The following is a 25761-nucleotide window of genomic DNA, read 5'->3' as shown; positions in this document are numbered from 1 at the left end:
TTAACAGAGCATCTTATTATCGATTGCATAAATCATTTATAAATCGTACCGATGTCATGCGGACGTGGCAACGTCTCTCGTCCGCCAACGGCGATGAGGGCCGACGGCGCTGCGAAGTCCCATGTACGTCTGGCCCGCCAGGGAGGTGACCCGCATGTCTGTTCTCGATCGTCTGCGCCGCGCCTTCGGCAGGATCGCCTGGACCGTCTTGGATGTGGCGCTGTTCGGCTCCCTTGCGATCCTTTGGGCGGCCATCAGCTTTCGTTCGGTCGAGCGCTGGTTCGGTCTTCCTTGGTCCATCCACATGGAAGGGCCGTGGTTTAATCTGGCGAGCCTTTTGCTGCTCGGCATTGCGACCAGGCAGTCACTGTCAGCCCTAGGCAGCCTCAACCGGCAGCATGAATCGTTCGCCCGTACGCTCCGGGCCTTTCCCGAGGATGTCTGGGAACTGGAACGCGACGCGCGGCAGCCCGCCGCCGCTCCCTCCGTCGGCGGCCGGAGCGCCTCGGCGTCAAATCCGGTGTTCCTCCGTGCCGTCGAAACGATCGCTGCGCGCGAATCCCTGATGGCGCAGGACGCTACCACCAAGACCTTGTGGATGAGGGTGCATGAGTTGGTCGGCATCCTGCGTTCGACCGGCGATTACGGCTACGTGACCGTACAGATCGAAAAGTTCATGCAGCGTCTCAAGGACCATGCGGAGCATCAGATGGTCTGGCCGCGCACCATATTTTGGGTGATTCCGTCGGTCGGGTTCTTGGGAACCGTGTCGGGCATATCGAGCGGCATCGCCTCCTTCACGGAGCGTTCCGGCTTCACTCTTCTCTCGCCGACGACCCGGCAACTGGGCATCGCCTTCGACGCGACTTTTGTGGCGCTGTCGGCGACCATCCTCGTCACACTCGGCAACGGGCTGGTCGAACACAAGGCCGGCCGCCTCTTTGCGCTGCTGGAGAACTGGCTTCTTCATGAGGTCGTTGCGCGCAGCGTTCTGAAGAACGATCCGGGAGCTCCGGAGCAGGGTTGACGGCAGAGCCGCATTCTCCGACTGGACAGCAGAGGACAACAGGCGATGCGGCTGAGTCACGGATCCTCCGGCGTGACCATGTCATTTGTCGACATGTTCGCGTGCGCATTGGGCGCGCTGCTTTTCGTCATGCTCACCATGTTTGAGCGCGGCGATCAGGAGGAACTGATCCTCCACTATCCGCTCAGGATCGTAACAGCCAATCTTCCGCCAATACACCTGGGTCAGCCCGTTTCCTTCCCCCTCGCCGCCCAGGGCGGCACTGGCAGCTACCGTTGGACACTTGTCGACGATCCCCGCGACCGGACGAAATGCGCTGAGGGAAAGCCGCGCACCGGCCTTCCCCCCGGACTGGCGTTGCGCGCTGACGGGCATTTGGAGGGAACGCCCCAACTCAGGCTCGACGCCGGCGGCGGCCGATTGGAAATGCCGCTCCACTACTGCTTCGACGTGGAAGTCGAAAGCCTGGACGGCACCGAGACATTGACGGAATCCGGCGCTGGCATCGGCGTGGCGGCTCCCGACGCTCCGCCCCCGCGAAACCGGATCCACGTCCGCCAGACGCTGGCACTCAAGCTGTGGCCGCCTCTGACCGTCGCGGCGCCGACGGTCCAGGGCAAGCGGCTGCCGACCGCCTATGTGGGAGAGCGGTTCGAATACCAGTTCGGCGACATCGCCCCGGTGAAAGGCCGTCGTTGGGAGGCCAAGGGGGCGCTGCTGGCCCAAGCGACGGGAACCTTCTCGGACGTCCCGGACCTCGATATGGACAAGGAGAACGGGCAGCTGAGTTGGTGGCCGCGGTACAGGGGTGTGCTCCACCTCACGGTCTTTGTCACGGATCACCAAGGATTGTCCCAGGCCCAGTTCGAAGTGCAGGTCCAGGATCGCCCCGTTCCCTACGCGGCGCCCACCGTGATCACCGAGCGGCTGCCGGACATCGTAGCCGGCCTTGATTACGAGGTCGCGCTATCCGCTGCCAGCGGGGAGGCGCCACTGATCTGGCACATGGACGGGAAGCTGCCTCCGGGCATCGTCTTCAACGGGGTGACGGGTGTCCTCCGCGGCAATGTCAGCCCCAAGGTGCTGGGCAAAGTGGATAAGGAGGACTATCGCGTCACCATCGCCGTCCAGGACCGGCGCAGTGGACGGACGGACGGGCGGTCGATCTCGTTCAGCCTTATTTCAGCCGGACGCCCGGATCGGGAAACCGTCAAGATCACCACAAAGCCCGAGTCGATTGCCGATACCCCTTTCATCATCGGCGAGGGCCTTCGAGACATCGTCTTCTCGGCGGTCGGCGGGCGCGGCAAGATCGGGTGGACCGTTGAGTTCACCGGCGATTCGCTCGGTCTCACGAGCGTCGACAACCGGATCCTTCCCCAGGACGACCCCCGGCTCCTGCGTCCGGGAACGACGAACGTCCGGGTCACCGCCAGGAGCGAGGACGAGGACGAGGACACTCAATATTTCACGATCCGCGTGGTCCCTCCGGAGGTCCGCCTCGTCTCCTCCACGTCCGGCGACTTCGGCACGGGCGGCGCCCTACGCCTGTCCGTGGCCGCGTACGGCGGCAACCCGCCCTATGCCTACGACGTGAGGATTCCGCAAAGCATCGACTGGCTGAAGGAGGTCCGGAACGGCGGCATTCTCACCCTTGAGGGCTCGCCCACGGCGCCGGCCGCATTCGACATCGAGGTGCAGGCGCGGGACTCCCAGGGCCACCCGAGCGCGCCGACGCGGATTCCGCTCCTGGTGCCCGAACCGCTGGAGATCAAATCGCCCGACACCTTTGTTCAGCGGGCCGGCACAGCGTTCCGGGAAAAGCTGTTCGCCACCGGCGGCATCGGCACCTTGCGCTGGGACCTCGCTCACCGCAGCGCCGCCAGCTGGCTAACGATCAACAGCGAGGGAGAGCTCGAGGGGCTGCCCGAGGCGCCCGGCGAGCATGTTCTCACCGTGTTCGTTTCAGACGACACCAACCGCGTGGACAGCAAGGAGGTCAAGGTGATGATCCTCCCTGAAACGCTTGCGCGCGGCACTGCGGGCGTGTTGAGGGAGCTGAAGACATGGCGCGATATCGAGGCTTACTTCAGCGGTTACGCACAATGTCATGAGAGCGGACAATTCTGCGTGCTGCCCAGTGGCGCAGTGCACAAGCAATACACTCTGGGCCAGATGCCCGGTTTTGCGGAGGTCGTCGGCGGAGCCCTGCCGGACGGCCTCAAGAAGGCGCCGCCCGACGACAGCCTCGCCTACTGGAACATCGGCGGCGAACCGAAAAAGGCTGGAACGTTCACCTTCCGGGTCCGCCTTCGGGATAGAGACGGCAACATCATGATCGATGAGGTTGCGCTCAAGGTGACGATCCGTTCGCCGCGCGAGTACATGGGCCGTGCCTTCTGGTATTGGATATCTCACCTCTGGTAGGACGTTGACGCATAATTCGTCGGAAGGTAGCGGTGTCGGAGCCATGCAGGTATAGAAGGGTCTCGCTGAGTTCGAGAGTTTGACGGGCTGTTGCACGAATGGGATCGCTGTGGTAGGCAGCGTCTCCACCTCCCTTTAGGGGTCACTACACGAAAGTGATCTTCGACTTTGCGCATTTTGGGACGCTTGTCCTGTCATGCGCGGACGTCGCAATACCGCCTGCAAAAGGTTGTTGGCTGGTCAACGTCCGACAACACCACAGGTGCCCCATGGCACACCTCGCCGCCCCCCTTCCTCCGACTTTCGTCAGTCAAAGTGAAGGTTACCGGCTTGCCGAGACCTTCGGCGCGGATGTGGAGCTTGGTCGAGAAGCCACCGCGCGAGCGGCCCAGCGCCTCACCGTCGATCCCCTTTTTTGCCGCTGGCCTTCCGGGCGCCAGCCGCGTGCTGATGAGCGCGGACCACGGTGCTGTCCACGAAGTGCAGGCTCCAGTCCACCCGGCCCTGGCGGTCGGCACGGGCCTGCAAGGCTTCCAGGATGCGCTGCCAGAGGCCGGCGCGGCGCCAGCGGTAGAACCGGCTCGACACCGTGCCGAACGTCCCATAGCGCTCCGGCAAATCCCGCCATGGCGCTCCGCTGCGGGCGATCCACAGCATGCCGTTGATCATCCGCCGGTGAGAGTGGTTCGACCGTCCAGTGCGAGGTTTTTCGGGAGGAAGGTGCGGCTCCAGCCGCTCCCATTGTGCATCAGTCAGATCGTAACGTCCCATCCAGCACAAATGGGGAACGTTCCTTCAACCCGCTACCCCTTTGCCGACACGGCCTAGTGAACCTTGATCGACGAAGTTTGCAATTCAAACCTTTCCTGGAAGCTAGTCGGCTGTTTTTATTGGTTTTAGCAGAGGGCTCGGTCCCTCTTGCGCTATGCGATCAGGGATATTTGACGCTCAAATCTTTCAATGAAAATTATCAGGAGAAAGCGACAACGCGCGTCGCCACGCTCGCGTCGACCCACGATCGGACAAAAGGGATCACGTCTAACATCCAGATCGACCATCTCTAGATAGAAATGTGCCCCACCCGCGACCAGTCCACTTGAGGAACGACCTCAAGTTCGAGAGGATCCTGGTTTGGGTTGGCAGGGCATCCTTGCGCTCGGGCTGTCAGATCGCCTCTTGGGGTCACGATGTAGAATGGGCGAAAAATCACGTTAGGGGGTCATTACACGAAAGTGGGCAAATTGTCAGGGATCCGAGAATGCGGCGCGAGCTTGAGCGTGGCTGCGCGTTCGCGCCCCCACTGATTATAACGAAAGCGGCTCCGACCGTTCGCCTTGGAACGTCCGCTTCGGGTCGATATCGTTGAAAAAGTCGGGTGCCGGCGAAGGGTCAGCGGGGGAATTCCTCTCATGCCGGCTTGGGTTCCGGCATCGGGATGAGCTTGGCGAGCTTGCGGAGGTTCTGGGCGGCGGCCGCGAGGTGGAATTCGTCGCGCGCCCCGTTCGGCCCCCTCAATCGCAGGCGATCCAGCCTCAGGATGCGTTTGAGGTGGGCGAACAGCATCTCGACCTTCTTCCGCTCGCGCCGCGAGGTGGCGTAGGCGTCGGTGGCGGCGATGGCGCGCGCCAGATCGCGGGCCCCTTCGTGAATGGAGCGCGGAACCTTGCGCGCCGGCGTGTTCGGACAGCAGCGCGGCTTGAGCGGACAGGGCGCGCAGTCCAGCGTGCTGGCGCGGTAGCGAATCATACCGTCCGTGTCGGCAAGCGGGCGCGGCGTCCGATAGGTCTTCTGCCGCGGTCGAAGCTCCTTGCCGGTGGGGCAGACATAGGCGTCGGCCTCGTGATCGTAGGTGAAATCGGCCCGTTCGAAGGTCCCGTCGCGGCGTTCGGATTTGTCGAAGACCGGGATGTGCGGCTCGATCCCGCGCTCATGAACCAGCCAGCCCAGCATCTCGGCCGAGCCGTAGGCGCTGTCGGCGGCGAGCCGCTCGGGATAAAGCCCGAAGCCCTCCTGGGGGCGTTGTCAGGTTGGCGTTGGCCGCTCTGGCATGGCAGGTTGGCCAGCATGAGCACGACGTCCAATCCCTATCGCGGTTTCCGCTTTCCGGCCGAGATCATCAGCGAAGCGGTGTGGCGGTACCACTGCTTCAGCCTGAGCCTGCGCGAAGTCGAGCTGATGCTGGCGGCGCGCGGCATCGAGGTCAGTTATGAGACCATCCGGGAATGGGGGCTCCGGTTCGGGCGCGACTTCGCCAACACCCTCAAGCGGCGCGGGCCCAAGCCGGGCGACAAGTGGTTCCTGGACGAGGTTTTCATCCGCATCCGCGGCAAACAGCACTACCTGTGGCGCGCTATCGACCAGAACGGGGTGGTGCTGGACATCCTGGTCCAGAGCCGGCGCAACACGAAGGCGGCCAAGCGTTTCTTCCGCAAGCTGCTGAAGGAGCTGCGCTATGCCCCGCGTGTCTTGGTGACCGACAAGCTGAAATCCTACGCGGCAGCGAAGAGGGAGATGAAGCTCGGCAGCGAACACAGGCAGTGCCGATACCTGAATAATCGCTGCGAAGTCTCGCATCAGCCGACCCGGCAGCGCGAGCAGCAGATGAAGCGGTTCAAATCCTCCCGGCAGGCCCAGCGGTTTCTCTCCATCCACAGCCGGATCCACACTCACTTCCAACTGCGCCGCCACCTGATCTCTGCTTCCGAGTACCGCACCGCCCGCAATTGCGCCCTCGCCGCTTGGCGCGAGGTGACCGGCCTCGCCCAGGTCAGCTGACCAACGACCCAGCAGCGGGGCTGCTCGTCCTAATTGCGCCCTTGGTTGGTCAAGTTGACAACACCGGAATTCGGTGGGTACCTCAAGACGCAGAAACTGCCCGATGCGCGCGGGGTGGAGCGTGTAGCTGTCGGCATCGGCGAGGACATCACGCTAGGTGAGATCCTCGTGCTTCGCACCCTAGGAAACGATATGCCGCGGGTGATCGCCGTGACTGTACCTGGCATTCCCGGTGAGGAGGTGGTCGCCACCATATATCGCCTGCGCTCGCGCGGGCTGGTCGCCATCAAAAAGCAGTGCGGCAGCGCATTCCAATATCAAGGGTTGCTCGAAGACGATCCGGATAATTTCGTTACAATCACGCAGCCCGGTCGCAACTTGCTGGCGGAACTGGACACGAGCGGGAAGTGACCAGGCACATCATCCACAATAGGAGGGCATTGCCGCCTGAAATAAGCCGACAGCCTCTCCATGAGCTTGGAGTAGTTCGCTTGGCCGGCGATAATGGGCCGGCGGGGCCGTCGCCGAGACCGCCTGCGCTCGATACCCGTAAAGGAAAAACAGAAAGTGATGTTGAACACGGACTTCGGGGAACCCCTCGACAAGCTCTCCCCGAAGTGCGGGAGCCCAAACCTCGTCCACAGCGTAGAAACACAGGCGGTCCGTTTCCCCTATGGACCTGGGGGCGTCCTAATGGCGACCGTCGATGTGCAGGTCCCTGTCACCACGTGCGGCGCCTGCGGGGACGCCTGGACTGATGCTCGAGCGGAGGGCGTCCGGGAAGAAGCCGTCTTGCAGCGCCTTGCTGAGTTGAAAGCCTAGGAGGTCTGCCGCGGCTGAGGCGGTGCAGGAGTCGCGGCTCTCCGAGGTTGGATCTATCAGTGGAACGATACCGAGGGGCAGCGCACCACGACGATCCTTAGCGTTTGCGCGAATCCCATGGCAACACTTTCGCGCGACCCGAGCAGCCTGCGGCAAGATGTGCTACGGTTAATGATTGCAAGCGAGAACGGATCAGATTGACGGCATAACACAAGACTAAACCGAGCTTATCCCAGCCGTAAACCTGTCCAGGAAACGGAGACCAGCTCATGCCGACGATCTACGACATCGCACAGCTTCAACCGCTCGCCGCGATTGGCCGGGCGCATGGGGTGCGCTTCCGGCTCCGCGGCGGGGTTGCCACCCGCTTGGTCATGCAGATGGACAACGCAGCTTGGGGCAGACCGGCGGACCTGTTCTCGCTCACGCCTTTTCTGTCTGACGTCGACCTCGTTCACTCCGGCCAACCCAAACAAACACGGCAGATTATGGAGGCCATCCAGGGCAGCGTTCCCGGCGCCGAATGCGTGCGGTGGGAACTCTGGTCTAAGGAGGACGAGGCAGCGGCGCAGGCAGACTGGGCTCAGGGCAATCTCATCCCAGCCCGGCTGTTGAGCATAGGGGACGATCCTCTCGGATCTGTTGCGGATCCCGCTGGTGGACTCGAAGACCTCCGTAAGCGCCACTTTCGGTATGTCCGCACACCCTTGTACCTGCAATCCCCGCTGTTCCGCGCGGGGCGGGACCTGGAGGTGTTCTCCGCCTTGCTCTTTCTCCAGACTCTGGCCGAAGCTGGGATTTCCGACAATCTGGACACCCTTCGTGCGCAGTCTGGCTGGGCGGCGGTGCAGGCCGTGTTTGCGGATGCGCGGAGCGATTGGATCCAGCGGCGGCGCTTGGAGGAGCACGCTCCTTTGCGTGATCGCCTAGTTCGGTTGGTGTTGGCGGCTATCGCTTGGCACCGGACACCAAGAGAATTTCACCAAGTGGCGACGGCTTCCGGACTGCGCGCTTACCTGACCGCCGTCACCGGACCGGGCAATCCGGTCCAACTACCTGACCCGCTGCATTCCTTTCTTACCGATGAGTTCAGCCCTAGCCACGACCCCTGGGCCGAGCCTTCTGCGTTCTGCATCAGCCCGGTGCTGGGCGGGGACAGCCGGCGTCTGCCCTTAGTGCTTTCTGGCGCCCTGTGGACGAATGTGCCACCGCCCAACCTGCCCCCACTAGCGGCGGGTCTGCAAATCGCGCTTGTTTCGCCACCGCTTCCTGTCGCACCTGGCGGCGCGGTGACCGGTTGGCCGGGATCAATGGTTGATCCCATGTCGACTGTGGCTAGGCTGGTGTCGGACGCCGATGAGTTCATACATCTGCATCTGTGGCCGACTGGGACCGCTAGGCCGGTGCCTGCTGCGTGCCAAGTGGAGGACCTTAGCGCACTATTGTTGCTTGAAGGGGAACAGCTCTCGGAGCCGGTGGTAATTGCGCCGGCTTGCGTGGCAGAACGCAGATCCGCACAGCCGGGCGCCGGTCTGTCATTGCGGTTGAACTGCTACGGAGCGCTCGCTGCCCTGGCAAGGTCCGCATCTCTTAGCGCCCGGATCATTTTGGTTCACCTTGGGAATGGCTGACGATATGCCCGACTTCAACTTCACGCCATGGACCGAACCCACCGTCGCTGAAGCCGCCGATGCGGCGACTCCGCTCGGCAATGCCGGCCCCCGACGGGCAATCGTCTATTTGCACGGCATCTTCTCAGATCATGGCAACGCTTTCGGTACCATGCACGCGCGTTTGGTCGCCGCCCCGGAACTAGCGGGCGTCAGCCACTACATTTGCGATTACGACTATTTTGACTCGCTATGGACGAACGGGGAGCGGCTGGCCAAGGCCCTGAGCGAGACGTTTCATGCGGATGATGAGGTGGTGCTGGTGACCCACAGCATGGGTGGCTTGGTGGCGCGATGCGCCATTCTCGCGACCCGGCTGGAATGCGTGCGCCTTCTTTTTCTCCTAGGCACGCCCAATGGCGGCGCCATCCGGGTGAGCCAAGTGTCCCTGTTGGCCCAGCTACTTCATGGGACCGGCCCGATTGCGGCGGCCGTGTTCCCCCGCAAGGCAGGGATCATGCAGCTGGCTCATGCGGCCGATCTATTCCATCAGTACCGAGCTTTGTGGGGCAACGCGGCCCATGTCGACTATGTCTCCATTCCCGGCCGCTACTATCACAAGGATCGGTCCGCCTGGAGCCGTACCGACGGTATCACGGGAGTAACTCTTACCCTGACCAGCCTGTTGGGAGAGGGACGCTGGCTGCATTTGAGCCGAGCTCACGACGGTATTGTGGAGGAGGCGAGCAATAACCTCACAGCGTTGGACCGCATGACCGAGAAATGGGACAGCTATGCCTGTCCCCGCGATGCTGGAACCCACACCTATGCCCACATAAGAATTCCCGAGTGCGATGAGGTGAGTCATCACAGAGTGCAACATAATCCCGCGATCATTGATCTTGTGAGAACCATTATCGCGGCCCGCCTCGGGTTGATCTCAGGGAAACCGTTAAGCCTTGGGTGTCTTGCCCGCGATCCGTTCACCCTCCGCACGCCGGTCGAAATCCAGCTCACTCGATAGATGCTTGCAATTGGCTGTTGACAGCTTTGGCGAACTCGGGCCTTCACCTCCTTTACGGACTGGCGGCGCTGACCGGTGAGGTAGTCGGGTTCTGCCGGAAGGCCGTTTGGCAAGCCGAGAGGAGCGCGTCTGGCGACTTCGGGACGCAGCGTGTGGAAACGACCCTTCCGTTGTGCTCGAAAGCCGAATCGGCGATCTTCTTATGGCCGGCGATGGAGCGGGAGACTGGCTGCCTTCCGGGCTCTGTTCGGTCGCCACGCGGCGCTCTGCCAGATGGCCAGGAGGTCGAGTCCGTGCGATCCTTGACGCGCGTCACAACAAAAAATGCCCGACCAGCTTCTTTGCCGCGAGCACTGCGAATGACCTGACTTGGCGCGTAAGCGCTCGTCCAGAAAAGGAGCGTTTTTACCTGATCTCAGGTCAAAACGGGTAAAATCGGTCCAAATCTGGTTGTCGCAGAAAGGAGCCTCGGGCGCCATGGAAGTTCCGACAAGCTTGCGCTCGACCTCCTGGCCCGGATCAAGCTCGGCATGATCCGCCAGTCACTCTGCAGGCTCTGTCCGCCAGACACTACCTAAGACAGCTGCCACAACAGCGGCCGGACCAATCCGTTCTCGCCGCTCCGGCAGGGCGTAAATCCGTCGCGGACCGGGGCACCGGCGGGGGGGGGCACAGCCACTCCTCCAGGCTCTCCGGCGGTGGGGCTGCCGCGACGGGAGGCCTTTCGGCGGATTGGACGGCGTCCGGTGCCTGTGGCGGCAAGCCCGGCTCCGCGGTTCGGGGCATGGGCTTCTCAGCAGGCTTCACAAGGGACCTCTCGGAGGATCGGCCGGGTCTTGGCGCCTTGTGGCGCGGCCCAGGCTTGGCCGGGGACGGGTCTTTCCCGGGTTCGGGCGGAAGCGGCCATCCGGCGGATAGCGCCGGAGCCGCCTCTCCCAGTCCGAGCATCACGCCGGGCTGCACCTCGCCATCCTCGTCGAGCCGGGCGGCGTAGCGCGTTCCCGCGGAGGAGATGAACTCCCCCTCCCCGGTCGGCCGCCCGCCCTCGAAGGAGCCGACGTAGCGATGGCCGCCCGGAAAGGTCAGGGTCCCGCGGCCGGAGGCGAGGCCGTGCCGGTAGGTGCCGGTGAAAGACCGTCCATCCTCCCATTCGATATGGGCTTCGCCTTCCAGCTGACCAGCCACCAGGGTCCCCTCCGCCCAACCTGCCAGCCGGCCGTTGATCGTCCATTCCAGCACGCCGCTGCCCTGCGCAAAGCCGTCCTGGCACTTGCCCGCCCAGCGGAAGCGTTTCCGGGTGCCGGGATCCTGGTCCCGGACGCGGCAGCCGCCGGTCAGGTCCGACGCCTGCCTTTCCATGGCGAGAGCCGGGTTCGGCGCCATCGCCCCCAGCAAGATGGCGAAGCCGAAGATCACTGGCCGGACATGCATGAACAGGTACTCCAGACGCACTCGAACCGTGACGAGGGGATAGGGTAGCCGCACCCTTCCATCCCCCTCTGTGGTCAAGCTCTCAATCTGTACTCGATCGGCCGGCGACGGCCGCGCTACACTCGCTTCCGGTGCGGCGGAGTTTGGAGATGAAAGCGTTTGCGGTCGCTTTTTTGCTGTGGACGGTCGGGACGGCGCAGGCGGCGGCGCCCCTCGATGTGTATCTGGCCGCGCGCGACCGACACATCGCCGCCCTCAACCGCGAGGCGGAGGCCGGTGATGTCGACAGCGTGAGCCGGAAGGAGGCGGACGCCCGCCGCGAGCTGGAAGGGATGCTCAAGGCGATGGTAGGGCCGGTCACCGTCCGGGGCTTTCCCGCCGATGGCCGGATCAACCTGCAGACTCTGCTGAAGGAGTTGGGCTTCGGCATGCTGGACGGCATCGCTTACGGCGAAGCGGACAACCAGCGGGTCGTCGTCGCCACCACAGAGGAGCTGCTGCGGAGTTGGCTGAAGGAGCATCGTGACTGGTGGCCGGGGCTTGGCCGCATGCCGCAGGACCCCAGGGCGGCCTTCGGGGAGGAGGATTTCTACACCCAGGCGATCAGTACCGAGGCCTCGGTCGCCCGCTTCGCCAGCGTGCCGGTCAAAGCCCCAGGGGCGGGGTTCGCCGTCGCCATGCTGGCGGCCGCCCGGCAGGACATCGGGCCGGGGGTGCCGGACCGGATCGTCCTGTCGGTGCTCCAGGGTGGCAGGGTGTTCGTCGCGGTCGAGCCCGTCGCCGCGCCCATCGCACCCATCCCGGCCTGCGATGCGGTGTGGAAGCAGCACGAGGAGGCCGCTCGGCGCGCTTGGAAGGTCTTTTCCGCCTCGAACCAGGACGAGGCGAGGCGCGAGACGCTCTTTAAGAAGGCGACCGGGCTGGAGGCGGAGGGCGACAGGGCCTACCGCCGCTGCTTCGCGCAGCGGTCCGTAACGGAGTCCACCTTTCAGACCGTGGTCCGGCAGGCGCAGGCCCTGATCGACCGTCTGCCGCTGCCCTGAGAGCACCTTCTGTAATCGGACCGGCCGATCAGCCCTCTCCGGGTCCTGCAGTTGGGCACCGATTTATACCCGCCCGGATTGGTCCCCTTAATTCTACGCACGGGCTCTTCGACGGCATTAGCTTGCCACCGATCCCAGAAGGTGGAAGGGCCGTCCACCATATCACCTCACGATGGTACCGCACGGCAGCATTCTATTGGAGCACCCGGTTGCGGTAGAGTCTCCGGGAGTTACCTTTGCGGCCAGCGGCCACCAACCTCGATGAGTTCGGGCAACAGGACCAATGGACAGCACCTCGGATCAGACAGGGATGCCGTTGCGCGATCTACAGGAGCTTATTCTGTTGATTGCCGGGGCCGACGCAGAGCAGGCTAAGGCTATGGACGCCGACCCGACCATCACTGGTCTACTTTCCAGGTTGTTCCGCTTGGCGGCCAGAGCATCACGCGGGACATCCGAGCACCGCTGGAGTGTGGATGACCAGCATCCCGGCTTTCTGATCTCGACCGTTGGTGGCGGTACCATGGCGGTCCCGTTCCACCTGATCGGTGATCTGCCCTCTGGAGAACTGCTCGACGACATCCGGGCAATCGCTGCGGACCTGCGCGTCGGAGCAGGGTCTGCGCTCTGCCTCAGTGGCAGCATCGTCCTGCTGGGCAATCCCCACTATGCGGGCGATCTCGATTTTTGTGAGTACATTCCGTTGTCGGAGCACGACCCATCACTTGTCCGCCTGACGGAGATCGCGACTAGGACGGGCGCTCCTCCTGTGTGCGTCACCATCAAACTCGGCAGCGCCGGTCGCTTGGATCGCCCATGGACGGATGTGATCGCGCCGGAAAAGCTCGACGCACTGCTCGGACCATGTACAAAGGGTGGAACCGGGAAAATCGACGTTCTGGCGATGAAGGCCACCATCGGTCCTGTCGAGGCTACCAACGTGATGCTCTGGGTGCCAGATTCCACGCCAGACGATTACGCGGCAGAGTTTAGCTTCCCCTTTCAGGAGATGATACCGGGCAGCAGTGCGGATATGCCCTGGATGCCGAGGTTGCTTGCACGACCGAGCAGCATTCGAGCCTATGTGGCCTTCCTTCGATCTGAAATCGGAAAGTACCGTTATGAAAAGCCAGTCAAAGCGTTGAAACGTGCGCTATCACTGTCCATTTTTCTGATGCTGCACGAGCATCAGGATCGACTAACCGATCTTGGCAGCACATCGTCGGCTTTTGTGCTGGAAGCAATCCACCAGCGGCAGGATTTGATCGCGAGGGTGACAGATCACCCAGCGGCAGATGTCGCCGCACTCGCTGATGTGTTCACGGACGCGCTGGCAACCTGGAAAGCGGGTGCCGACCCAAGCCGGCACAAAACGCCCACCGAATCGTTCTCAAGGGACGTAGGGACGCTTATCGATGATCTCCTTGGCGCGATTGATGTCTTACGGGCTGGGGGTGTAGGGTGAGCGGAGAGAGGGAGCAAATCATGCGTGATGCCGATCGCAAGATCAGCCTTCGAGAGATCATCGACCGCCTGCCGCTGGGCAAGCGCCAGCGGGCGCTCGCGGAGGAATCTTTCGACAGCATGACCGAGGCCGAGGCAAAGAGCACCGTCGACTTGTATCAGGAGGTCGCTGATGGTCTTCCGGCTGCTCTGGCAGCAGTCCGGCGCATTCGAGGGATTGTGACTACCTTTCAAGCCACGATGCCTGAAGCGACTGTGACCGCCTCACCAGAGTCTGCTCAGCACACCCCAGATACTCAGACCGCCTCTGAGCGAATGCGAGCTATCGGCTCGCGTTACGCCAAATTTAAGGCCACAGTTCGAATGCGACCGGATGAGGAACACGGTACCAGAACTTTTAACATCGGCCATTATTCTGGGGTCCGGATTGAGAGTGGGCAACCCCTGGCAATTATCCGTAAAGATCTTGTAAAGGCGTCCCTGGCGAAGAATGTTAAGGCAAAATTCACGCCCAATAAAAATGATGCGTGGCGCATGGCAAAGCAATTATGCTTTAGTGTTCGTATGCGTCGAGATCATGATTACGATACCTTCGTTGATGAGGTGGGTAATCAGTGGATTATAAAGCGGACCGAAGGAGTTGTTGATGGATATAAAGTTGAAGCATTCAGATTGCTCCCTAAGAGAGCAACTGCGATTTACGAAGCGATGCGAGGGCGCCGTACGAGGGAGTTAATTGTTGCGGTCCGGCTAAACGGGGAAACCACCCATACAATTAAGTCGGTCTCACCCGAATTTCTTCGACATATTGGCGCCAAAAAATCTGCGCATAGGAAAAACGCACATCTTTCAAGCAGACGTTCTCCATCGACGCTGACTAAATAGAGGACCTTTACTAGCTATTCCAGGGATTTTTGCCGACGAGTTAGCGCATAATACAAGAATTAGCGCTCCGACTGGTCGGATGCTCACGTCGAATACGCGCACTGCCCGCTGTCGTGTCTGTTCTTAGAGTCTGTTTGACAACCGCTTCGAAAGCAAACTCGTCGAAGTAGCAGGCTCGCCATGGCGACCGGTATCATGCCGCCGGAGACGTCGATCCTGGCTTCATAGTCTCGAACCAGACGTCTCCAGCGGGTTATCCATCCGCAGGCCTGCTCAACCAACCAGCGCCGTGGCCCGCCTTAAACCCCGGCTCGATATTGGTCCCTTTGCCGTTCGAGAGCGCCATTAGGAGCTGTAGAGGCGGAGCATGCTCCTTGCCCGGTCGCGTGTGGCCTCGGTGCGGCCAAGCCAGCCCTTGATGAACTTCGCTGAAGCCGGCCGCTTGTCGACGATGGCCGTGTAGAAGGCCGCGCGCTGCTCGGCAATTCTGTCGATGAGCTTGTCGCTCGGCGTCCGGGCCACGGCACCTAGGGTCTGGGGGCCAACAACGCCATCTACGTCCGGCTCGGGTAGGCCGGCGGCCCGCTGCAGGAAACGCACGCCTTGGGCTGGGCCGCTCATGACAGCGGCGTCGAACACGGACAAGTCGACGCCAGCGGGCAGTGCGTCGCACCGCGCGACGTTCCAATACTTGGCACGATAGATAGACTTCGCCTCGTCTCGGCCGAGAGCCTTCACTTCTTCGGGTGTGACGTCGGTTCGCCGCCACGCAGCAAGGTCGCGCTGCGTAATGCCGAGGTTGGTGGGGCCTCCCGGGTCGTCGGGATCGTTCGAATAGCCGCCTTCCCGCTCAAGCACATAGCTGACGCAGGCGTCCCAACGGACATTGACCGGAACGGCCGCAGCGCTGGTGCTGGACCGTGGCGTGGCTGCCGCGGGCGCTGCGCCCATCGCCACTTCGTCGGCTGCCGGTTGCCCGGTCCCTACTGTCGTCGTCACACCATCGGCGTTCTGCACGCGCACGGCCGTCGGCGGTGCCGCCGGTCCGGCGGTACCACTGCGGCCGATGGCGGCGACGGCGTTCTGCGCCGCCGCGGCGAGCTGGTCGGACTTTGCCGCCGAACCCGAGGACGATCCGAAGTAGAAGCTCACGACCTGCTGTGCGTTCGCCGAGAAATAGCCGACGATGGCGCCAACCAATCCCGACACCGCCACCCACATCTGCCCGTTCTCACTCGTGATGCTCAAACCGTACTTGAGGACGATGCCACAACCGACGAGAACCACGAAGGCGATCAGCAGGAAGCTGATAATGATCACCCAGCTCAATTGGTCGGCGGTCTTGTTGCCGGAAGCAAGTGCGGCGAGATGCGCCTCGCGGGCGTTCTGAATTCCCTTCTGCTCAAGCTCTGCAAAGTGAAACTTGTTATCGGCTTCGAATTTTTGCAGGTCGATCTCAACCTGCCGGAGTTTTTGGAAATCGGCAGGATCGGTCATCTTCGATATTCGATCGATGATGATCTGTGGGGTCACATTCTGTTGTTCCGGACTCCCAGCTGGTAACAGTATGTTGGCGGCAATGCTGGCCACGATGCCACCAAGCGGGCCGAAAAGTCCTGTGGCAAGTGTCGGGGCAATTTTCTCTATTACATCCTTCCAGTCCATATACGCGTCCCCCTTTTTAGAAGGCTCAGAATGTTCTCGATATATATTACATTGCTTGGTGCTTGTAAATTAGCGTAAGAGAAAAGTGGAGGATAATCTTGCGAATACTGCTGTATGTATCTGGCATCATTTTGGTGCTTCTTCAGATAATCTTTTCTTCCCTGACGTAGAAGTGCTGGAGGTGGCGCTGTGTAAGGCAGGCGAGATTCTATGCGCGTTGCTCCGGCAGCCGGCGGAGGCTCTCGTTCCAATCATGGAAGCCGTTGATATGGATTCGAGTGGCGTGGTCTCCGAACCCCGCCCAGACATCCCCCAGTCAACCAGCGGCTAAAGCGATCAACGGCGGCAGCCGGATCGACATCGCCTGGGAACGGATTGCCGAAGGGGCCGGGCCGGGTGACGCAGACTGTTTTCGGCGGCATCCGTCAGCCCTTGGTCCGCCTGCGCTGAATGCGTTCAGGCAAGCTGCCAACCGCTGATCATCGGATCGAAAATGGTCACTTTGAGGAAGCAATAATGTCAAGACGCTTTCTCAAGTTTTCCATGCCTTGTGCTGCCTGAGGACCAATCGCAACAGGCCCGTTTTTGGCCCTGTCTTCCACAGAGGCAAGTCCATCCCTAGCTTTTTGGATTAACTCCTTTGTCCATGCTGTATCGCTAAGTTGGCTCAGAAGGTAATAAAGGTTCACTCTGCCGTTCCCTGATAAGCGGTCAAAACGCTCAGGTTTGAGTAGAAGCAGTGCGCGCTCTACAACCTCTGGTCTGTCTTTATAATCGCTAATAATCGTCGCTACCGCTCGCTTCCGCGCGTCTGCCTCGTTCCCATCAATGCCTTCAATCAGATCATTTAGACGGCAGGGATCTTCGCCTATGGGCTCAAGGGTTAAGATTGCGTCTTGGATCCGTCCCTGCCTAGGTGCCCCCAGTCCCCATGTAAAATCGTTGCCTGGAAGTAGATCTACAAATACGCATACCTTACTTATTTCGGTATCGCGAGGCAGGGCAAGGATATTGCTGGTTCGCTCACCCGCACTGACAACAATACGGTCAAACATTGATGGAAGGAATTGTTGCGATATCGCGTTGGTATCTAGGCGCGCGATGCCTTGGAAACGCATGGCGCCATTCACCTTATACTGACTATCGCCGGAATTCGCAGCTCCCAAGCTAATCGAAACTGGGGGAAGCCCCACATCTTGCCGAATCTTAAAGATAACAGATCGAACGCCGGTTGGGCTTGCGGTAGGCGTCTCGGTCACAGCGCGCTCGAGTGACGTCTGTGCAGCATAGGCTGAAGGTGCAAAAAATTCTAACCAACCAGTACTGTTTGGATTGCTTTTAGCCGGCACAACAATTTCTTTTGGTGGAGTAAAACTGTCATCCTTTTTAGCAATTGGCTGATTCTGGCCGTTGATGAATCCTGTAATGATTGCAGGTGCACTCACTCCAACAGTCATTGCCTCTCTAAGACTGAATTGCTGGAGCCCAATGCAGACAATCGATCCAAGCAAGAAATATAATCCGAGCGCGATGTAAATATCAGCACCTGGTGCGGGTCCGGCAGTGCTTTGAGAATAGTAGCCAGCTAACCTCGCAAGTGTTGGGAGTGTTCCCCCTACACCTGCCATCAAAATGCAACCGGCCTTATCCCAGTTCATTTCCTCCTCCTGTGTAGATAAGTCCCAATCTGGATAGGTATTGTTGCTTCCTTTTTGATTTTATCTTGGATCCTCGAGGATATAGGTCAAAGCAATGTTGTACTTAGGAAAGCGAAATTTAATTCTGTTGAAATGGCACGGAACGGAATCTCTCAATCTACCTTTGTTTTTTAACAGCCTGGGAGCGTTGGAACCACTCCATTACGGCCCCTCTGAAATCTGCACAGCCAACGGCTGCGCACATTGGGAAGCAGACATAAACAGTGGATAATCATATATCGATAATATTATAAAAGGAAGCTTCTGTGGTTCACTACCTCATGCGCCAAGGGTAGCATGCATATGACTGCCCGGAATTGGCGCATATCTGTCTATTTGATACCTGCCTTGCAATGGGCGATGGTCCATGCGGGTAGAAGCCTCCTTCAAAAGTGCTTCGCAATGAGTATCAGCATCTGCTTGATGAGCTTGGCATGGGTGGGGAAAGTGCATCTGCCGACGCCGCGAACGACGGTTAACCCCAGTTTTTGCGGGGAAGGGTCGGACCTCACCTATCTGCTGGGCCAGCACATCGGTTCACCCCCGCATGGGCGAGGAAGGGCTTGCGGATGTGATCCAAACCTTCGGCGGCAACGGTTCAGCCCTGCATGCACGGGAAGGGCCGGACAATCTGCGTGCCGTCGTCGATCACTGCGGTTCACCCCCGCGCGTGCGGGGAAAGGCATACCTCACCGACCAAGATCCGGTCTGGCCGCGGTTCACCTCCGCATGCGCGGGGAAGGGTGCATGGCGGTGGCGAACTCCCCGACCTCCTTCGGTTCAGCCCCACATGCGGAGGGAAGGGATCGCTGCGTACTGCCGCGGCGTGGCCTACAGCAGTTTATACCCTCGCATGTGCGGGGAAGGCGGGCGCACTCACACTTGCCTGCCTGATGCACGCCGGTTCACCCCGCGTATATAGAGAAAGGATGCCGATCTGATGGAGGGCAAGACTGAGGACGACTTACCTCCCATCTGCACGGGGAAGGGGTCTCCGGCAGCCTGGCCGGATGGGTGGGGCGCGGGTCAGCCCCGCATGGGCGGGGAAAGGGGGCCGACGTATTGCCCCGAGAGCCTGATAAAGCGGTTCACCCCCACACGGGCAGGGAAAAGGAACGCGATCAGGCCGAATGTCATGCGAGCGTTGGTTCAGCCCCGCAAGCGCGGGGAAGGGGGCCGGCTCATAGAAGGCGACGGCCCGAAATACGGTTCAGCCCCGCCTGCGCGGGGAAGGGTGGGCCATCACCGCATGGGACCGGTTCTGGCTCGGTTTACCCCCGCATGCGCGGGGAAGGGGCCTCGGTGCGGGTGAGAAAGGCGCCGTCCAGCGGTTCACCCCCGCGCATGCGGGGAAGGATTGATGACGCCGATGTCGACGGCGAAGTCCAGCGGTTCACTCCCGCTTGCGCGGGGAAGGGCCGGTCCGCCCGGTGTCGCCGGTCGCCGGCTACGGTTCACCCCCGCATGTGCGGGGAAGGGCGCAGGCGTCCGCGCGACGTTGCGGTATCAGCCGGTTCACCCCTGCCTGCGCGGGGATGGGGCGTTGTTGCCGATCCGATTGGTGGTGCCCAGCGGTTCACCCCCGCATCCGCGAGGAAGGGGCGCTCACTACGGCCATGGCGTGGTGCGAGTCTGGTTCAGCCCCGCATAGGCAGGGAAGGGATGTTGTCGGCCGCCCCATCAAAGCCCATCACCGGTTCACCCCCGCCAGTGCGTGAAAGGGACCCGTTGTCTGCTTTCGTCGGACATGCACATCGGCTCACCCCCGCCTGCGCGGGGAAGGGTTCGGATCACAGGAAGACGCGATCCAATACTACGGTTCAGCCCCGCCTGCGCGGGGAAGGGACCCCGAACGTCTTCCCCCTGGAGAGCGGCCACGGTTCACCTCCGGACGCGCGGGGAAAGGCACATCCAGGCGTTGGAGGCCTCCTCCATCATCGGTTCAGCCCCGCATGTGCGGGGAAGGGGCGTCTGGTTCGACCACGCCACGCTGACCAGCGGTTCACCCCCGCATGCGCAGGAAATGGGGCCCGGACTATCTGGCGCTGACCCGGTAGGCCGGTTCACTCCCGATGTGCGGGGAAGGGTTGATGCCCATTACCTTGGCCTTGGAGGTGATCGGTTCACCCCTACCTGCGCGGGGAAGAGTTGTCGCGTTTCTTTCATTCCTTTCAATACTGCGGTTCAGCCCCGCATACGCAGGGAAGGGCCGCCGATGGTCGCGTGCTCCTCATTCTGCATCGGCTCACCCCCGCATGCGTGGGGAAGGGGAGGGTCGCGACCCTGGCCCCGGCTACCGCACCGGTTCACCCCCGCACGGGCTGGGTAGGGCTTGCGATCATCCCGTCGGCCCGCGAGGTCTACGGTATACCCTTGCGTGCGAGGGGATGGACGAGGTGCGGCTTGAGCGCCCGCGCGTCGGTTCACCCCCGCGCACGCGGGGAAAGATGCCTTGTATGCCGCGGCTGTCGGCTTGCTCATCGGTTGACCCTCGCCTGCATGAGTAAGGGGCTAGCAGCGACGCCTGCCGCTACATTCTCAATGGTTCACCTCCGCATATGCGGGGAAGGGTGCGACAGTAAGCCCAGGTTTCCCGGGTGGGACGGTTCACCCCTGCATGCGCAGGGAAGGGCTCGGTAGCCCGGTCCTTCGTCCACTAGGCGGTCGGTTTACCCCCGGATGCACGGGGAATGGCAGGCCTCCGGACCGCAGCACGAGCACTGGGCCGGTTCACCTCCGCGCGTGCCAGGAAGAGATCGACCAGATGGGCAACTTCAACTGCGTGATCGCTTCACCCCCCGCGAGTGAGGAAGGGCAGGATCTGGCGTCTTTCGAAACCTCCCCGTTCGGTTCACCCCAGCGAGTGCGGGGAAGGGTCGTAGGGCTCTTCGTTGGCCGACGCGCGGAACGGCTCACTCCCGCATGCGCGGGGAAGGGGAGTGCGCGATTTCCTCGAGTTGCGCCGTCGTCGGTTCAGCCCCGCATGCGCGGGGATGGGCCAACACCGGCCTTCCAGACCCGGCCGCCAAGCGGTTCAGCCCCGCATGCGCGGGGTAGGGGGCTTTTCAAAGCCGGTGGTGTGGCTGCCCAACGGTTCAGCCCCGCATGCGCGGGGAAGGTATGGCTGAAAGCCATTGGAATAAAACACTGAAACGTTCTGCGGGAAGCCTACCGACTTCTTCTCGCATTTGATGCAGTCTTCACCATGTCCAAGCACCCTGCCCTTGTCACCCATCTTCGGGGTGGAAGGCAACCAATGGAAAGCCGTCACTATCGACCGGCAAGCGCCTGGACTTGCCGGCAGTGCGGAAGGTGAAGCCGCCTTCCAGACTGGAGTTGGCTTCGATCAGGACCGCATTGCCATCCTCGATGTTGACCAGGATCTCGTCCCACAGCCGGTCACGCAACCGCTGGGAAGCTCTACCGACGTAGACGCCGGCGCGAACCTCCAGCAGCCACAGAGCTAGTCTCCCACGAAGACGGGGCGGTGCTGCCTCAAGAACGATGACCAGCATCGCCGCTCTGCTCCCTGTCGTCTATTGCCACGGGCAACGCTTCCGGGGGCGCTGACGGCGGCAGGACCCCGTCGATGGTCAACACGTCTTCGATCAACGGCACGATCCGCTTCAGCAGGCGCGATTTCAGGAAAAGATCGCGGCAAGCTAAACGCATCTCCCGCTCAGGGTTGGCCGGGTTCAGAGCCGCAACCCGAAACGCCGCCGGCACGACGGTCTCGAACTTCACGATGTCGGCGATGTCGTAAACGAAAGACTGAGGCTTGCCGGTATGCAGAAACCCGATCGCCGGGGCATAGCCCGCGGCTAGGATCGCAGCCTCGCACACTCCGTAAAGGCAGGCATTGGCAGCGCTCAGGCAGATGTTGGGGACGTCGCCTGAGGCAAAAGACTTTGGGTCATAGCGGCGCCCCTTCCAACGAACCTTATGCTGTTCGGCGAACAACTCATATATCCGCTTGACACGAGCGGCTTCAATACCGCGGAGTTGATCCAGGCTCCGTCGTTCCGGAGGTTCCTCGCCGAAGCGCAACGCGTACATCTTGCGCACAACCTTCAAACGGAGCCCGTCGTCCAATGCCAGACGGGCCTGATGAAGCAGGCGCTCCGATCTAGCCCCTCCAGGTTGGCCGGCGGCGTAGAGCCGAACACCACCTTCACCGATCCAGGCCAGCAGGCATCCGACACGAGCGGCCAACTTTACCGCCTCGTGGGTGACCACCGCTCCTGGCTCCAGGAACAGCACGGCCAATACGCCGAACGGGATCTGCATTCGCACGCCCTGTTCGTCGACGACGACAAAAGCACCATCCTCCACATCGACCCGGCCACGGCCGATCCACACGAAGGAGGACCGGTCCTTGATCGGGATCGGACGTGGAGGCGGTAATCCAGGCGTCACGCGATCCTCCGCAGCAGCAGCAGGCCACAGCCGTAGACCTTGGCGCTGCCGATGCCGTTGAGGATGCCGGACGCGAGCGCTGCCGGGTCGGTGACCGTGGCTGTACCCGAGAGATCGACGGTGCGGACCGTCACCGGCCGGCCGCCGCGGTCATGCGGGAACTCGTGCTTGGCCGATCCCTCGACGACGATGTCGCCTTCCAAGACCTGAAGCCCCATTTTCTCCAACCGCGGCGCCAGCCAGCCGGGCATGACACGCCGGGCCGTGTCGTCCCAGCGTTCATGCTTCGGCGCCGACCTACGGGCGTCGGTCACGACGTCATGCTTCTTTCCGTCGCGCGACACCACTGGGTTGACCCGGATCGACCAGGCAACCCGCTCGCCGGCGGCCTCCGGCAAGGTCATGCTCTTGGTCTCCACCTTCCACAGGCCGGTATTATCCTTCGGCGGCTCGGCTGAATAGAGCAGGATGGGCTGGCGCACACCGGCACCGGTCATGCGGTAGAGGAACTGCCGGTCGCTGTCGCGGTCACCGAACAGGCTCCACACCAAGTGGTGAACTTGGCCCAGGCTCTGGGCCGTGCGCGCCAAGTAAGCCACAAGAGCACCGGAAGAGCCGTCTGCGGCCGGCTGCAGTTCGACCTTGGAGAACAGAATGCTGCTCATGCTCAGTCCTTCCAGAACTGATCGATGATGGACTGGCCACGCGCGACTTTGGCAGCTTTCGCCGCCGGCGCAGGGCGACTGATGGTCGCGCGCATCTCTGGCCGTATGCCGAAGCGCCAGTAGACACGCGAGGTCGGATCGTCCTGGACAAGGCGAGTTTCTTCCGCTTCCGGTGCGCCGGGAAAGCCCTGATCCCAGGCCAAGTCCACGTCGCCGTTGAGGCGCCGGCGCAGACTGCGGGAGAACGCCTTCAAAACACCGCAGTCGAAGTCCGGCACCGTCGGATAGGCATCGATCGCCTCCAGCAGGCCGCCGTCAACGACCTTGGGATCGGGTGGCAGTCCGAGTGGCATGTCGCGCCGGCCGAGGTAGAGTTCGAAGGCTGGACGTCGCAGTGCCTTGGCGATGGTATCGAGATCGACCTCCCATCCCGGCCGCACGGTCAGGAAGATGCGCCAGATGCCGTCCTCGATATGCTCACGATAGGTCACCATCGTGTGGAAGCGCTTCCAACCCGGCTTCTTCGGGTTGATACCCTCCTTTGCCGTCCAGCGGACATGGCGCTTGCCGTTTTCCTCCTTCATCACCGGATTGAAGGCATCTGTGTTGAAGGCGTCCCCGCGCGAAGCGAAGGGCGGCAGATTCGAGGCTTCGACCGTCTGCACGGTGCGGAACTCATTGCGCACCCGTCGCGGCCCTTCGGCGGCGACGGCGGTCAGGAGACCGGCAGCGATGCGCCGCCGGTTGTCCTCGTCGTCACGACCGATGCCAAGGGCGGCATCGATCACGCCCAGAATAGCGCCGCGGCCAAAGTGGCGGGCGGTCGGACGATTGACGGTGCCGGCCTTCTGCGTACCGCAGGCGGCGAGCGCACCGTACGCCCGGAAGCAGAGCGTCTTCATTCTCGCCTCAGCCGGCCACGAAGGTGCTGGCCACCGACACCACCTCGTCCAGAGACCCCTCGCCGGTCAGCACATTGAAGGAGACGCGCTGCAGGTTCTCGCCGTAGATCTTGTCGAACTGTTTGGCCACCTTGGTCACGCGCTCCACCGCGATGGCGATCTGGTCGCCCTCATCGATCGGATTGTAGATGGCGGCGACCAAGTTGCGTGGAGCGGCGTTGCCCATCTCGGCCATCATCCAGGTCGGTCGGGCATGAGTGCCGAAGGAAGAGACCTTGCCGCTGGGGAAGGTGGTGGCGAGGCCGCGGATGTAGGCGCTGACCGCACGCTTGGCGAGATCGACGTCGCCGCCCAGGTTCTTTAGCAGTTGGTCGACGTTGATGGCAGACCATTCCAGCACTACACCGGCCGTGAAGCCCTGATGGCCCATGAAGCCGGCGCCGACATCCTCTTCGGGCGGCTTTTTATCGTCGATCGCGACGTAGAAGTCGTTTTCTGTCGGTGCCCGGCCAACCGAGATGGAATGCGCCATCGAGACGGCGGCGGTGATGCGGGCCTCACCACGGTCGGCGAACATGCGGCCGAACAGGGCGATGTCGACGGCGCGGACGGTGTTGCGGATCAGGGCGTCGTAGTCCTTGTCCTCAACTTTTTCGCCGCCCAGCACGCGGCGCGCCAGAGCTTCGGCGGCGTCCAGTTCCTCCGGAGCGATGAAAGCCAACTGCTCGGTCTGGGCCTTGTCGGACTTTGCCTTGCCAAACACGCTGACGATGTTCATCACCGCGTCCGTCGCCCGCTCCTCGCCGAACTCGCCCTTCAGGCGCTTGATCAGCAGATCGCCGACGCGCTGGGTGCGGATGCCGATCTGGCCATCCAGGGCTTCGAAGAAGGCGGTCGACGTGCGCAGAGCGCGTTTGCGCGATTGGCTCGGAATGCGCAGGCGCTGGACGTTGTTGACGACCGCCGACTTAGGACGCCCGGCATCGTCACGGACGACGCAGCCCGGGCCGACGGGGGTGATGGCGCTGATCTGGATGATGTTCATGATTGTCGTTCCCGATATTTCGCTGGCGAGTCGATGAGGCCATTACTTGACGGCGGAGGGCTTGGACAGGCTGAGGACCGCGTCGTTGTAGCGGTATGCCCAGTCGCTGCGCGCAGAAGGCCAAGTCATCATGGCGCGGGCGAGATCGACGGCATTGCCGCCTTGTTTGCCGAAGATGCCGACGACCTGGATGACGTGATACAGCGCCTCGTCCGGATTGGCAGTGCTGAGCAGGCCGTGCGCGACAGCACGGGACACCAGCGGCCGACCGCTTCCACTGTCCTTCTCCGACCCCATCTGGACGGCGAAGGATCTGGTGAGATCGGCAGTTTCCAGTTGGCCGACGGCAATCGCCGCCCGAGCAAGAGCGGCGAGGTTCCGCTCGCTTGTCACATAGGCTTTCCGCTGATCTTCGTTCGGTAGGAGATAGCGCACGAATTGGGCGAAGGGAGGCGCCAGCAGAGCGTCCGCCACCGTGCGGCAGCGGGCCATTGCAGGCCATGCGCCATTGTCCTTTGGCAGACCCGGTTTCGGCGGCGACTCCGTGCCCTCCGGCATCTTCGGAGCCTTGCCGGTCAGCCACTGGTGCCAGAGCAGCACCCCGGTATTGAACTGGTCGTCCCATGGCAGGTTCATGACACTTACTCCTTGCTCTTGCTTTTCTTGCCAGCGGCACCAGCCTTCTTCCCGGCTCCCTTGGCGTTTTTTTCCTCGACCGGCAGACCGAAGGCACGGCGCACCGGAGCGCCGTAAACAGCCCCCAGCAGGGCCGGCTTCGATCACAGCGTCCTGACCGAGTTTCGCGGACGGCTGCTGGCCGGGGGGGGGCCGAGGAACGCCTCCTGGAGCGGGTGCTCGATGCC

The 25761-nt window shown here is 62.0% G+C and carries 18 protein-coding genes and 2 pseudogenes; 9 read left to right on the top strand and 11 right to left on the bottom strand.

Translation table 11 applies throughout. The features are described from left to right. Window positions 1-154: 154 nt before the first annotated feature. Window positions 155-1027 (top strand): MotA/TolQ/ExbB proton channel family protein, encoded by an 873-nt coding sequence (locus J2848_RS26025; protein WP_170307175.1) that lies wholly within the window; start codon window positions 155-157, stop codon window positions 1025-1027. A 45-nt stretch (window positions 1028-1072) separates the two neighbouring features. Next, on the top strand, window positions 1073-3454 hold the full coding sequence (locus J2848_RS26020) for a hypothetical protein (RefSeq protein WP_170307174.1): 2382 nt from the start codon (window positions 1073-1075) through the stop codon (window positions 3452-3454). A 290-nt stretch (window positions 3455-3744) separates the two neighbouring features. Here J2848_RS26020 and J2848_RS26015 read toward each other — a convergent pair. Beyond that, a pseudogene (locus J2848_RS26015) lies at window positions 3745-4225 on the bottom strand (IS5 family transposase); the annotation flags it as partial. Between the two features lie 636 nt (window positions 4226-4861). Beyond that, a pseudogene (locus tag J2848_RS26010) lies at window positions 4862-5476 on the bottom strand (transposase); the annotation flags it as partial. 42 nt (window positions 5477-5518) lie between these two features. On the opposite strand from J2848_RS26010, the gene J2848_RS26005 reads away from it, so the two are divergent. The 4 genes from J2848_RS26005 to J2848_RS25990 all read left to right on the top strand — a co-directional run bounded on the left by J2848_RS26005 (window position 5519) and on the right by J2848_RS25990 (window position 9685). Continuing rightward, the gene (locus tag J2848_RS26005; RefSeq protein WP_149233731.1) at window positions 5519-6229 is read left to right on the top strand and encodes an IS6 family transposase; all 711 of its coding nucleotides are present in this window, start codon (window positions 5519-5521) and stop codon (window positions 6227-6229) included. Window positions 6230-6283: 54 nt separating this feature from the next. Beyond that, the gene (locus J2848_RS26000) at window positions 6284-6640 is read left to right on the top strand and encodes a hypothetical protein (RefSeq protein ID WP_149233730.1); all 357 of its coding nucleotides are present in this window, start codon (window positions 6284-6286) and stop codon (window positions 6638-6640) included. 680 nt (window positions 6641-7320) lie between these two features. Beyond that, complete coding sequence (locus J2848_RS25995; protein ID WP_149233729.1) at window positions 7321-8682, top strand: hypothetical protein; 1362 nt, start codon at window positions 7321-7323, stop codon at window positions 8680-8682. Between the two features lie 4 nt (window positions 8683-8686). Beyond that, on the top strand, window positions 8687-9685 hold the full coding sequence (locus tag J2848_RS25990) for a lipase family alpha/beta hydrolase (RefSeq protein WP_170307173.1): 999 nt from the start codon (window positions 8687-8689) through the stop codon (window positions 9683-9685). A gap of 570 nt (window positions 9686-10255) precedes the next feature. Here J2848_RS25990 and J2848_RS25985 read toward each other — a convergent pair. Next, a complete protein-coding gene (locus J2848_RS25985; RefSeq protein WP_149233727.1) occupies window positions 10256-11116 on the bottom strand; it encodes an MORN repeat-containing protein in 861 nt (286 codons plus the stop codon). 149 nt (window positions 11117-11265) lie between these two features. On the opposite strand from J2848_RS25985, the gene J2848_RS25980 reads away from it, so the two are divergent. From J2848_RS25980 to J2848_RS25970, 3 genes are all read left to right on the top strand, one after another. Further along, window positions 11266-12159, top strand: a complete 894-nt coding sequence (locus J2848_RS25980; RefSeq protein ID WP_149233726.1) for a hypothetical protein — start codon at window positions 11266-11268, stop codon at window positions 12157-12159. A gap of 283 nt (window positions 12160-12442) precedes the next feature. Then, the gene (locus J2848_RS25975) at window positions 12443-13624 is read left to right on the top strand and encodes a hypothetical protein (RefSeq protein WP_149233725.1); all 1182 of its coding nucleotides are present in this window, start codon (window positions 12443-12445) and stop codon (window positions 13622-13624) included. A gap of 20 nt (window positions 13625-13644) precedes the next feature. Continuing rightward, a complete protein-coding gene (locus tag J2848_RS25970) occupies window positions 13645-14508 on the top strand; it encodes a hypothetical protein (RefSeq protein ID WP_149233724.1) in 864 nt (287 codons plus the stop codon). Window positions 14509-14853: 345 nt separating this feature from the next. On the opposite strand, the gene J2848_RS25960 is transcribed toward J2848_RS25970, so the two are convergent. From J2848_RS25960 to casB, 8 genes are all read right to left on the bottom strand, one after another. Beyond that, entirely contained in the window at window positions 14854-16173 is a 1320-nt protein-coding gene (locus tag J2848_RS25960) for a glycoside hydrolase family 108 protein (RefSeq protein WP_149233723.1), read from the bottom strand. A 497-nt stretch (window positions 16174-16670) separates the two neighbouring features. Beyond that, complete coding sequence (locus tag J2848_RS25955; RefSeq protein ID WP_149233722.1) at window positions 16671-17831, bottom strand: hypothetical protein; 1161 nt, start codon at window positions 17829-17831, stop codon at window positions 16671-16673. 3266 nt (window positions 17832-21097) lie between these two features. Continuing rightward, window positions 21098-21385 (bottom strand): type I-E CRISPR-associated endoribonuclease Cas2e, encoded by a 288-nt coding sequence (gene cas2e, locus J2848_RS25950; RefSeq protein ID WP_149233721.1) that lies wholly within the window; start codon window positions 21383-21385, stop codon window positions 21098-21100. Beyond that, a complete protein-coding gene (cas1e, locus tag J2848_RS25945) occupies window positions 21366-22286 on the bottom strand; it encodes a type I-E CRISPR-associated endonuclease Cas1e (RefSeq protein WP_149233720.1) in 921 nt (306 codons plus the stop codon). The genes cas2e and cas1e overlap by 20 nt, the downstream gene beginning before the upstream one ends. Further along, on the bottom strand, window positions 22283-22951 hold the full coding sequence (gene cas6e / locus J2848_RS25940) for a type I-E CRISPR-associated protein Cas6/Cse3/CasE (RefSeq protein ID WP_149233719.1): 669 nt from the start codon (window positions 22949-22951) through the stop codon (window positions 22283-22285). The genes cas1e and cas6e overlap by 4 nt, the downstream gene beginning before the upstream one ends. 2 nt (window positions 22952-22953) lie before the next feature. Beyond that, complete coding sequence (locus J2848_RS25935) at window positions 22954-23853, bottom strand: type I-E CRISPR-associated protein Cas5/CasD (RefSeq protein ID WP_149233718.1); 900 nt, start codon at window positions 23851-23853, stop codon at window positions 22954-22956. 7 nt (window positions 23854-23860) lie between these two features. After that, entirely contained in the window at window positions 23861-24898 is a 1038-nt protein-coding gene (gene cas7e, locus J2848_RS25930) for a type I-E CRISPR-associated protein Cas7/Cse4/CasC (RefSeq protein WP_149233717.1), read from the bottom strand. Window positions 24899-24940: 42 nt separating this feature from the next. Continuing rightward, a complete protein-coding gene (gene casB, locus J2848_RS25925; protein ID WP_149233716.1) occupies window positions 24941-25534 on the bottom strand; it encodes a type I-E CRISPR-associated protein Cse2/CasB in 594 nt (197 codons plus the stop codon). Between the last annotated feature and the right edge of the window lie 227 nt (window positions 25535-25761).

Origin of the sequence: Azospirillum lipoferum, from assembly GCF_024170005.1 — a bacterium.
Taxonomy (GTDB): domain Bacteria; phylum Pseudomonadota; class Alphaproteobacteria; order Azospirillales; family Azospirillaceae; genus Azospirillum; species Azospirillum lipoferum.
Note: the sequence above shows the minus strand (reverse complement) of the source record. Positions and strands in the feature narration are given on the sequence as shown.

Coding starts and splice junctions, on each gene's coding strand:
- J2848_RS26025 (WP_170307175.1), top strand. CDS start 155: ATGTCTGTTCTCGATCGTCTGCGCCGCGCCTTCGGCAGGATCGCCTGG.
- J2848_RS26020 (WP_170307174.1), top strand. CDS start 1,073: ATGCGGCTGAGTCACGGATCCTCCGGCGTGACCATGTCATTTGTCGAC.
- J2848_RS26005 (WP_149233731.1), top strand. CDS start 5,519: ATGAGCACGACGTCCAATCCCTATCGCGGTTTCCGCTTTCCGGCCGAG.
- J2848_RS25995 (WP_149233729.1), top strand. CDS start 7,321: ATGCCGACGATCTACGACATCGCACAGCTTCAACCGCTCGCCGCGATT.
- J2848_RS25990 (WP_170307173.1), top strand. CDS start 8,687: ATGCCCGACTTCAACTTCACGCCATGGACCGAACCCACCGTCGCTGAA.
- J2848_RS25985 (WP_149233727.1), bottom strand. CDS start 11,116: ATGCATGTCCGGCCAGTGATCTTCGGCTTCGCCATCTTGCTGGGGGCG.
- J2848_RS25980 (WP_149233726.1), top strand. CDS start 11,266: ATGAAAGCGTTTGCGGTCGCTTTTTTGCTGTGGACGGTCGGGACGGCG.
- J2848_RS25975 (WP_149233725.1), top strand. CDS start 12,443: ATGGACAGCACCTCGGATCAGACAGGGATGCCGTTGCGCGATCTACAG.
- J2848_RS25970 (WP_149233724.1), top strand. CDS start 13,645: ATGCGTGATGCCGATCGCAAGATCAGCCTTCGAGAGATCATCGACCGC.
- J2848_RS25960 (WP_149233723.1), bottom strand. CDS start 16,173: ATGGACTGGAAGGATGTAATAGAGAAAATTGCCCCGACACTTGCCACA.
- J2848_RS25955 (WP_149233722.1), bottom strand. CDS start 17,831: ATGAACTGGGATAAGGCCGGTTGCATTTTGATGGCAGGTGTAGGGGGA.
- cas2e (WP_149233721.1), bottom strand. CDS start 21,385: ATGCTGGTCATCGTTCTTGAGGCAGCACCGCCCCGTCTTCGTGGGAGA.
- cas6e (WP_149233719.1), bottom strand. CDS start 22,951: ATGAGCAGCATTCTGTTCTCCAAGGTCGAACTGCAGCCGGCCGCAGAC.
- J2848_RS25935 (WP_149233718.1), bottom strand. CDS start 23,853: ATGAAGACGCTCTGCTTCCGGGCGTACGGTGCGCTCGCCGCCTGCGGT.
- cas7e (WP_149233717.1), bottom strand. CDS start 24,898: ATGAACATCATCCAGATCAGCGCCATCACCCCCGTCGGCCCGGGCTGC.
- casB (WP_149233716.1), bottom strand. CDS start 25,534: ATGAACCTGCCATGGGACGACCAGTTCAATACCGGGGTGCTGCTCTGG.